Below are 6,389 nucleotides of genomic sequence, written 5' to 3' on the forward strand. Positions count from 1 at the left end.
GAGATCGATGCCGTCATCACCGCCCAGATCGAAGCCGCCGGCGTGCAGACCGTGGTGGTTCGTTCACCGCTGACCTGCGAAGCCGCCCGTTCGGTTTGCCGCAAGTGCTACGGCTGGGCCCTGGCCCACAACCAACTGGTTGACCTGGGCGAAGCCGTCGGCATCGTCGCCGCCCAGTCCATCGGTGAGCCCGGTACCCAGCTCACCATGCGGACCTTCCACACCGGTGGTGTGTCCACCGCAGAAACGGGTGTGGTTCGCTCGCAAATCGCGGGCACGATCGAGTTTGGAGCCAAGGCGCGCGTGCGCCCCTTCCGCACCCCCCACGGTGTGGAGGCTCAGATCGCCGAGAACGATTTCCCCCTGACCCTGAAGCCCAGCGGCAGCGGCAAGGCCCAGAAGCTCTCGATCACCGCCGGTTCCCTGCTGTTCGTCACCGATGCCGCTGAGGTGCCGGCCGACATGATGCTGGCCCAGATCTCTTCTGGCTCCTCCGTCAAGAAGAGCGTTGAGAAGGCCACCAAGGACGTCATCTGTGACCTGGCTGGCCAGGTGCGTTACGAGGACGCCATCCAGCCCCGTGAGGTCACCGACCGCCAGGGCAACAGCACCTTCAAGGCCCAGCGTCTTGGCCGGATGTGGGTCTACAGCGGCGATGTCTACAACCTGCCGCCCAACGCCCAGCCCGTGATCGCTGGCAACACCAAGGTCACCACTGGCGAGGTTCTGGCCGAGAGCCGTCTGGTCAGTGAGTACGGCGGTGCCGTGCGCCTGCGCGAGAGCGCTGGCGACTCCCGTGAGGTCCAGATCGTCACCACCAGCCTCACCCTGAAGGACTGCAAGCTGCTGGGTGAATCCACCCATGCTGGTGAGCTCTGGCACCTGGAGGGCAAGGACAACATCCGCTATCGCCTCAACACCCACCCCGGCACCAAGATCGGTAACGGTGAGGTGATCGCGGAACTCGCCGATGATCGCTTCCGCACCCAGACCGGCGGCATCGTCAAGTTCGCCCCTGGCCTGGCCATCAAGAAAGCCCGTAGCGCCAAGAACGGCTACGAGGTCAACAAGGGCGGCACCCTGCTCTGGATCCCCCAGGAGACCCACGAGATCAACAAGGACATCTCCCTGTTGATGATCGAAGACGGTCAGTGGATTGAAGCCGGCACCGAGGTGGTGAAGGACATCTTCAGCCAGACCGCGGGCATCGTCACCGTCACCCAGAAGAACGACATTCTTCGCGAGATCATCGTTCGCTCCGGCCAGCTGCACCACGTCTCCGACGCCAAGGTCGTGGCTCGCTACAGCGACGGCAAGATGGTCAACCCCGGCGAGGAGATCGCCAAGGGTCTCAAGGCCGAGGCCATGGTCTTCGTTGAAGCCGTCGAGACCTCCGAGGGCGGCGCCCTGCTGCTGCGTCCCGTTGAGGAGTACCGCATCCCCGATGAGGCTCACCTGCCTGATCTCGGTAGCGTCACCCAGAAGAACGGTCCCAGCCTGGGCCTCAAGGCCACCCAGCGTTTGGCCTTCAAGGACGGCGAGCTGATCAAGAGCGTTGAGGGCGTCGAACTGCTGCGCACGCAGCTGATCCTCGAAACCTTTGACACCACCCCTCAAATGACGGTGGATGTCGAGGCTGTTCCCGACAAGCGCGCCAAGACCATCGAGCGCCTCCAGCTCGTGATCCTTGAGAGCCTGCTGGTTCGTCGCGACACCCTGTCTGACGCCAGCCACGGTTCCACCCATACCGACCTCTCCGTCAATGACGGCGACAGCGTCAAGGCCGGTGATGTGGTCGCAACCACCCAAATCCTCTGCAAGGAAGACGGTGTGGTGCAGGTCCCCGATGTGATCGATGGTGAGCCTGTGCGCCGTCTGATCGTTGAGCGCGCAAGCGACACCCGCAGCATTGACCTGGGCTCTGCGAAGTCCGAGGTCAAGCCCGGTCAGCGCTTCGTCGATGGCGATCTCTTGGCCAAGGGCGTTCCTGCCCCCTGTTGCGGTCAGGTTCAGTCCGTGGATGGCAACACCCTCACCATCCGCTTGGGCCGTCCCTACATGGTCTCGCCCGATTCCGTCCTGCACGTTCGCGATGGTGAACTGGTGCAGCGCGGTGACTCCCTGGCCCTCCTGGTGTTCGAGCGCCAGAAGACCGGTGACATCGTGCAGGGTCTGCCTCGTATTGAGGAACTGCTCGAGGCCCGCCGTCCGCGGGAATCGGCTGTGCTCTGCCGCAAGGCCGGCACCGTTGAGATCAAGCAGGGCGACGACGACGACTCCGTCACCGTGACGGTCATCGAAGGCGATGACTCCATCACCGAGTACCCGATCCTCCTGGGCCGGAACGTGATGGTCAGCGACAGCCAGCAAGTCACCGCCGGTGAGCTGCTGACCGACGGTCCGATCAACCCCCACGAGCTGCTGGAGTGCTTCTTCGAAGATCTGCGCAGCCGCAAGCCGACCCTGGAAGCGGCCATGGAGGCGATCTCCAAGCTCCAGTTCCGCCTGGTGCAGGAAGTCCAGAACGTCTACAAGTCCCAGGGCGTGACCATCGACGACAAGCACATCGAGGTGATTGTTCGTCAGATGACCAGCAAGGTCCGGATCGAGGACGCCGGCGACACCACCCTGCTGCCCGGTGAGTTGATCGAACTGCGCCAGGTGGAGCAGGTCAACAGCGCCATGGCCATCACCGGTGGTGCTCCCTCCGAGTTCACTCCGGTGCTGCTCGGCATCACCAAGGCCTCCCTCAACACCGACAGCTTCATCTCCGCGGCCTCCTTCCAGGAGACCACCCGCGTGCTGACCGAAGCCGCCATCGAGGGCAAGAGCGACTGGCTGCGCGGCCTCAAGGAGAACGTGATCATTGGTCGCCTGATCCCTGCAGGTACCGGCTTCAGCGGCTTCGAAGAGGAGCTCCGCGCTGAGGCGGGTCCCCATCCCGACATCCTTGATGAGGATGCGATGAACTACCGCCGTCTGCAGAACCTGCGCCCGGATTACACCGTCGATATGCCGGCAGCTCCCTCTGCGGCCAATGCCGGCGCGATCCTCGACGATCCCTCCGATGCCGACCTGGATGCCACCCGCACCCGCCACGGCATCGAGGCCAGCGCCAGCACCACCGCAGCCTTCACCCGCCCCACGGTGGAAGAGGGACTTGAGGAGGAGCTGATCGCCGACCCGGAGGCCGTTCAGGGTCTCCAGAATGAGGGTCTGTTGGCCGACGAGTCATGATCCAGCCCAAGCTCGTTCCCCAGCGCCGTTTGCCGCGCTACGGCTTCCACACCCATACCGAACGACTGAACGGTCGTGTCGCAATGCTGGGCTTCATCGCCCTGCTGGCGGTGGAGTACAAGCTGGGGCATGCGCTCTTGGCTTGGGGTTGATGCCCCAGGCCAGTCCGCCACTGGACGAGGCCCGTCCCCTACTGGGGATGGGCCTCTCTGCTTTGGAGCAGTGGGCCAAGCAGCACGGGCAGGCCGCCTTCCGCGGCCGGCAACTCCATGACTGGCTCTATGCCAAGGGAGCGCGCTCCCTGGATCAGGTCTCGGTCTTGCCCAAGGCCTTCCGCGAGGAGCTCGCTACCCAACCCCCTGCCGGTGCGTTCGACTGGATGGGACGCTCGCGGGAGCTCCACCGCAGCATCGCCAGTGATGGCACCACCAAGTTGCTGTTGGGGACCCACGATCAGCTCAGCATTGAGACCGTCGGGATCCCCGCCGAAGGTCGCCTGACGGTCTGCGTCAGCAGCCAGGTGGGCTGCCCGATGGCCTGCCGTTTTTGCGCCACCGGCAAGGGGGGCCTGCAACGCTCCCTGGCGGTGCACGAAATCGTGGATCAGGTGCTGAGTGTGCGTGAGGTCATGGACCAACGCCCCAGTCATGTGGTCTTCATGGGGATGGGTGAACCGCTCCTGAACGTGGAGTCCGTGCTCTCGGCCATTGATTGCCTCTGCACGGATCTGGGCATGGCCCAGCGTCAGATCACGGTCAGCACCGTCGGGGTTCCGCGCACCTTGCCGCGACTGGCGGAGTTGGCCCTCGAGCGCCTGGGCCGTGCCCAATTCACCCTGGCGGTGAGTTTGCACGCTCCGGATCAGCGGCTTCGCGAGGAGCTGATCCCCACCGCCCATGCCTACCCCATTGAGGCGTTGCTCGAGGACTGCCGCCGGTACGTGGAGATCACCGGCCGCCGAGTCAGTTTCGAGTACATCCTGCTGGGTGGCCTGAATGATCAGCCGCGCCATGCGGCGGCGCTGGCTCAGTTGCTGCGGGGCTTCCAAAGCCACGTGAACCTGATTCCCTACAACCCGATCCAGGAAGAGGAGTTCCAGCGCCCCACCCCCCAGGCCGTCGAAGCCTTCCGCCGCGCGCTGATGGACCGGCATGTGGCCGTCAGTGTTCGCGCCAGCCGCGGTTTGGACGCGGATGCGGCCTGTGGTCAGCTGCGCCGCCGCCTCGAAGGAAGCCTGGAGCCCGCGTAGCCGTTGCTGCTGAACTGAGGGAGACTGCCCTCCAGTGAAGGGCGGCCATGACCAGCATCGATTGGGCGATCGTCATCGCCTATCTGGTGGCAAGCCTCGTCGTTGGCCTCTGGCTGGCCCGCCGCAATCGCAGCGAGGAGGACTACTTCGTTGCGGGTCGTCAGCTCAAGGGTTGGCTGGCCGGGGCCTCGATGGCGGCCACCACCTTCTCGATCGATACGCCCCTCTATGTGGCGGGTCTGGTGGGCGTGCGCGGCCTCGCCGGCAACTGGGAGTGGTGGAGCTTTGGTGTGGCCCATGTCGCCATGGCGGTGGTCTTTGCTCCGCTCTGGAGACGTAGCGGTGTCCTGACCGATGCGGCCCTGACGGAGTTGCGTTACGGCGGGCCCACGGCCGCTTGGTTGCGGGGCATCAAGGCCTTTCTGTTTGCCCTGCCGATCAACTGCATCGGCCTGGGCTATGCCTTCTTGGCCATGGCCAAGGTGAGTGAGGCCCTGGGCTTGGCGCCCACGCCCCAGGCCAGGGTCACCCTGCTGGCCATCGTTGGCCTGCTGGTTTTGGTCTACACCGCGGCTGGCGGCCTCTGGGCCGTGGTCGTCACGGACATGCTTCAGCTGGTGCTGGCCCTGCTGGGGGCGATCGCTGTCTCGGTGGCAGCGGTCCATGCCGCGGGCGGGATGGATGCCCTGCTGGAGAGCATCCGCGGTCTCGAGCGGCCAGAGCTGTTGTCGTTGGTGCCCTGGCAGGTCGAGGGCGGACGGCTGCAGTGGCTGGATGGGGCAGGCATCTCCATTGCCACCTTCAGCTCCTACCTGGCCCTCCAGTGGTGGAGCTTCCGCCGCAGCGATGGTGGTGGCGAATTCATCCAGCGCCTGCTCGCCACCCGCGACGAGCGCGAAGCACGCACCGCCGGTTGGGTCTTCCTGGGCGTGAACTACGTCCTCCGCAGCTGGCCCTGGATCGTGGTGGCCCTGGCCGCGGTGGTCCTGCTGCCGGATCAGACCGACTGGGAGCAGAGCTACCCCCTGTTGGCGGTCCAACTGCTCCCCCCTGTGGCCTTGGGACTGGTCGTTGTTTCCCTGGTGGCCGCCTTCATGAGCACCGTCAGCACCTCGGTCAACTGGGGAGCCAGCTACCTCACCCATGACCTCTACCAGCGCTTTATTCGGCCTCAGGCCAAGGAGAAGGAGTTGCTCCTGGTCGGTCAGCTGGCGTCGGTGCTGCTGGTGGTCTTGGGGGTGCTCACCGCCTTGATGAGCACCAGCATCGGCACGGTCTTCCGGTTGGTGATTGCCATGGGGACTGGGCCCGGGGTCGTTCTTGTCCTGCGCTGGTTCTGGTGGCGCGTCAATGCGGCCGCTGAGCTGGCGGCCCTACTCGGCGGCTTCCTGATTGGCTTCTCCACCTCCGTGGTGCCCCTGTTGCGGATCGATGACTACGGCGTGCGCCTCTTGGTGACCACCCTGCTGACGGCGGGGCTCTGGTTGCTGGCGATGTTGGCGACCCCGCCGGAGTCGCCCGAGGTGCTCGAGCGCTTTGTCCGTCAGGTCCGCCCCCCGGGTCCCGGCTGGACCCACTGGCGCCAGCGGACGGCCGTGCAGGCCGACGAGACGCTCCCAGGCCTGTTGCTCTTGTTGCTGGCTGGCTGCGCCCTGCTCTTTGGTGCCCTGCTTGGCATCGGTGGCTTCCTTTTGAAGCTGCAGCTTTGGGGATGGGGTGGTCTGGTCTTGGCGGTGGTCGGGGGCCTGTTGCTGCGCCGCGGCAGCGGTCGCGTGCCGGCGGAGGGATGATGGCCTGATCGCTTAGGCCCAACCGTGCAATTTCTCCGCTCCACCCTGCTCCCCGCCGCGATCGTGTTGCTCTTTGGTTTGGCCCTGTTTGCGGTGAGTGCTCGCATCTGGCT

At 65.2% G+C, this 6,389-nt stretch carries 4 protein-coding genes; all 4 read left to right on the forward strand.

Annotation, left to right across the window (positions count from 1 at the left end; genetic code table 11):
- Positions 1-3,237 (forward strand): DNA-directed RNA polymerase subunit beta'' (locus QZ189_RS10265; RefSeq protein ID WP_296421701.1); only part of this gene is annotated, 3,237 nt, incomplete at its 5' end.
- A complete protein-coding gene (locus QZ189_RS10270) occupies positions 3,234-3,389 on the forward strand; it encodes a high light inducible protein (protein ID WP_010315249.1) in 156 nt (51 codons plus the stop codon). The genes QZ189_RS10265 and QZ189_RS10270, both read left to right, overlap by 4 nt.
- Entirely contained in the window at positions 3,389-4,486 is a 1,098-nt protein-coding gene (gene rlmN, locus QZ189_RS10275) for a 23S rRNA (adenine(2503)-C(2))-methyltransferase RlmN (RefSeq protein WP_296421702.1), read from the forward strand. The genes QZ189_RS10270 and rlmN overlap by 1 nt, the downstream gene beginning before the upstream one ends.
- 47 nt (positions 4,487-4,533) lie before the next feature.
- Entirely contained in the window at positions 4,534-6,276 is a 1,743-nt protein-coding gene (locus QZ189_RS10280) for a sodium:solute symporter family protein (RefSeq protein ID WP_296421703.1), read from the forward strand.
- Positions 6,277-6,389: the final 113 nt, after the last annotated feature.

This window comes from Vulcanococcus sp. CPBay_Sum15L08_68 (assembly GCF_017855895.1).
Lineage (GTDB): Bacteria > Cyanobacteriota > Cyanobacteriia > PCC-6307 > Cyanobiaceae > Vulcanococcus.

Coding starts and splice junctions, on each gene's coding strand:
- QZ189_RS10270 (WP_010315249.1), top strand. CDS start 3,234: ATGATCCAGCCCAAGCTCGTTCCCCAGCGCCGTTTGCCGCGCTACGGC.
- rlmN (WP_296421702.1), top strand. CDS start 3,389: ATGCCCCAGGCCAGTCCGCCACTGGACGAGGCCCGTCCCCTACTGGGG.
- QZ189_RS10280 (WP_296421703.1), top strand. CDS start 4,534: ATGACCAGCATCGATTGGGCGATCGTCATCGCCTATCTGGTGGCAAGC.